Annotated in this window: 2 protein-coding genes; both read left to right on the top strand. The window is 69.0% G+C overall.

Translation table 11 applies throughout. The features are described 5' to 3' along the window. The first annotated feature begins 149 nt into the window (after positions 1–149). Positions 150–1,496 carry an ABC transporter substrate-binding protein gene (locus H5J30_RS27280; RefSeq protein WP_181789978.1) on the top strand — a complete coding sequence of 449 codons (1,347 nt, stop codon included), beginning with the start codon at positions 150–152 and terminating at the stop codon, positions 1,494–1,496. Beyond that, entirely contained in the window at positions 1,496–2,443 is a 948-nt protein-coding gene (locus H5J30_RS27275; RefSeq protein ID WP_181789977.1) for a carbohydrate ABC transporter permease, read from the top strand. Before H5J30_RS27280 ends, H5J30_RS27275 begins: the two co-directional genes overlap by 1 nt. The last annotated feature ends 14 nt before the right edge of the window (positions 2,444–2,457 follow it).

Here is a 2,457-nt window from a genome sequence, read left to right as displayed (position 1 = left end):
CTTCCGCCCCACCCGCGCCGCTTGCTTCCGCCCCACCCGCGCCGCTTGCTTCCGCCCCACCCGCGCTGCCTGCTCCCGCCCCACCCGCGCTGCCTGCTCCCGCCCCACCCGCCCGATGTCCCCTGCATCCGCCAGGAGGTACCACGACCATGCCCGCAACCCGCCCGCGCGCCCGCGCCGCCGCCGCGGTCGCCGCCGCGGCCGCGCTGTCGCTCCTCGCCGCCGCCTGCACCGGCAGCAACGACTCCGGCTCCGCTTCCGACGACCCCGACGCCGACGTCACGCTCACCTTCTGGCACGGCTGGAGCGCGCCGTCCGAGGTCGAGGCGATCGAGGCGAACATCGACGCCTTCGAGAAGAAGTTCCCCAACATCACGGTCAAGACCGTCAAGGGCGTCAACGACGACAAGCTGAACCAGGGCCTGCGCGCCGGCGGCTCCAACTCCCCCGACGTGGTCTCCTCGTTCACCACCGACAACGTCGGCCGCTTCTGCTCCTCCAACGTCCTCGCCGACCTCGACCCGTTCCTCAAGAAGTCGGACATCGACCCCGAGGAGACGTTCCCGGCGCCGATGCTCGACTACACCCAGTACGAGGGCAAGCGCTGCGCGCTGCCCCTGCTCGGCGACGCCTACGGCCTCTACTACAACAAGGACGCCTTCGCCGAAGCCGGCATCGACGCCCCGCCGAAGACCCTCTCCGAACTGGAGGAGGTCGCCAAGAAGCTCACCGAGCCCGACGGCGACGGCTACGAACAGCTCGGCTTCATGCCCAACTACCAGGGCTACGAGACCACCGTCGAGCACTACGGCGGGCAGTTCGGCCTCACCTACTTCGACGACGAGGGCAACTCCAACGCCGCCGGCGACCCGCGCATGGCCGAGATGTTCGAGTGGCAGAAGGGCATGGTCGGCGCCCTCGGCGGCTTCGAGAAGCTGCGCAAGTACCGCAACACCTTCGGCGACGAGTGGGGCCCCAAGCACCCGTTCCACACCGGCCAGGTCGCCATGCAGATGGACGGCGAGTGGCGCGGCAAGATGGCCGCCGACGCCGACGTCGGCTTCGAGATAGGCGCGGCGCCCTTCCCCGTCCCCGACGACCAGGCGGACTCGTACGGCAAGGGCTACCTCTCCGGCACCATCACCGGCATCGCCACCACCAGCGAGAAGAAGAACGCCGCCTGGGAGCTGGTGAAGTACCTGACCACCGACACCGACGCCGTCGTGGACTTCGCCAACGCCATCCACAACGTGCCCTCCACGCTGGCCGCGCTGAAGTCCCCGAAGCTCAACGACGACCCGGTCTACCGCACGTTCGTCGACATCGCCCAGCACCCGGAGTCCAGCCACGCCCCGTCGTCGAAGAACGGCGGCGCCTTCCTGCTCACCCTCCAGGACTACGGGCTGAAGTACGAGAACGGCAAGGAGGACGATCTGCCGTCCCTGCTGGAGCAGGCCGACGAGCAGATCGACAAGGACAACGCGCAGGCCGGCTGATGTCCGCCGCCGTCCACACCCTGGGTGCGCGGCGCCGCCGCGCGGCGCTGCGCACCCTCGGGTTCCTCTCGCCCTGGCTGATCGGCTTCGGCGTCTTCTTCGCCTACCCGCTCGGGGCCACCGTCTACTTCTCCTTCATGAAGTACGACGGGTTCACCGACCCCGTCTGGGTGGGGCTGAAGAACTGGCGCTACGTCCTGTTCGACTACCCCTTCTTCTGGCCCGCCCTGGCCAACACCCTGTGGCTGGTGGCCGTGATGGTCACCCTGCGCACGGTCTTCGGGCTCGGCGTCGGCCTCGTCATCACGAAGATCAAGACCGGCGCGGGCGTCTTCCGCACCCTGTTCTACCTGCCGTTCCTGGCGCCGCCGGTCGCCGCCACCATGTCGTTCGTCTTCCTGATGAACCCCGGCACCGGACCCGTCAACACCCTCCTCGACCGGCTCGGCCTGGGCGAGCCCGGCTGGTTCAACGACGCCCAGTGGTCCAAACCCGCGCTCACGGTCCTCGCGCTGTGGTGCGTCGGCGACCTCATGGTCATCTTCATGGCCTCGCTGCTGGACGTGCCCAAGGAGCAGTACGAGGCCGCCGAGCTGGACGGCGCCGGCGCCTGGTCCCGGTTCCGGTACGTCACGCTGCCGAACATCAGGCCCGTCGTGCTCTTCGCCGTCGTCACCGGCGTGATCGCCACGATGCAGTACTACACCGAGCCCATCGTGGCCGCGAAGGTCGCCAGCGGCGTCATCGGCGGCTCCGGCCAGCACTTCGAGCCCGGCTATCCGGAGAAGTCGACCCTCACCGTCCCGCAGAGCATCTACCACCTGGGCTTCCAGCGGTTCGACACGGGCGCGGCGTGCGTCATCGCCCTCGTGCTCTTCGCGCTCGCGATGTCCTTCACGTACGTGCTCATGCGCCGCGGCAGCGGCTTCCTGAAGGAGGACGACTGATGGCGGCGGCACCT

Source organism: Streptomyces phytophilus (genome assembly GCF_013870535.1).
In the GTDB taxonomy this organism is placed as follows: domain Bacteria; phylum Actinomycetota; class Actinomycetes; order Streptomycetales; family Streptomycetaceae; genus Streptomyces; species Streptomyces phytophilus.
The sequence above is the reverse complement of the archived record's forward strand: the minus strand, read 5'-3'. Positions and strand labels throughout refer to the sequence as shown.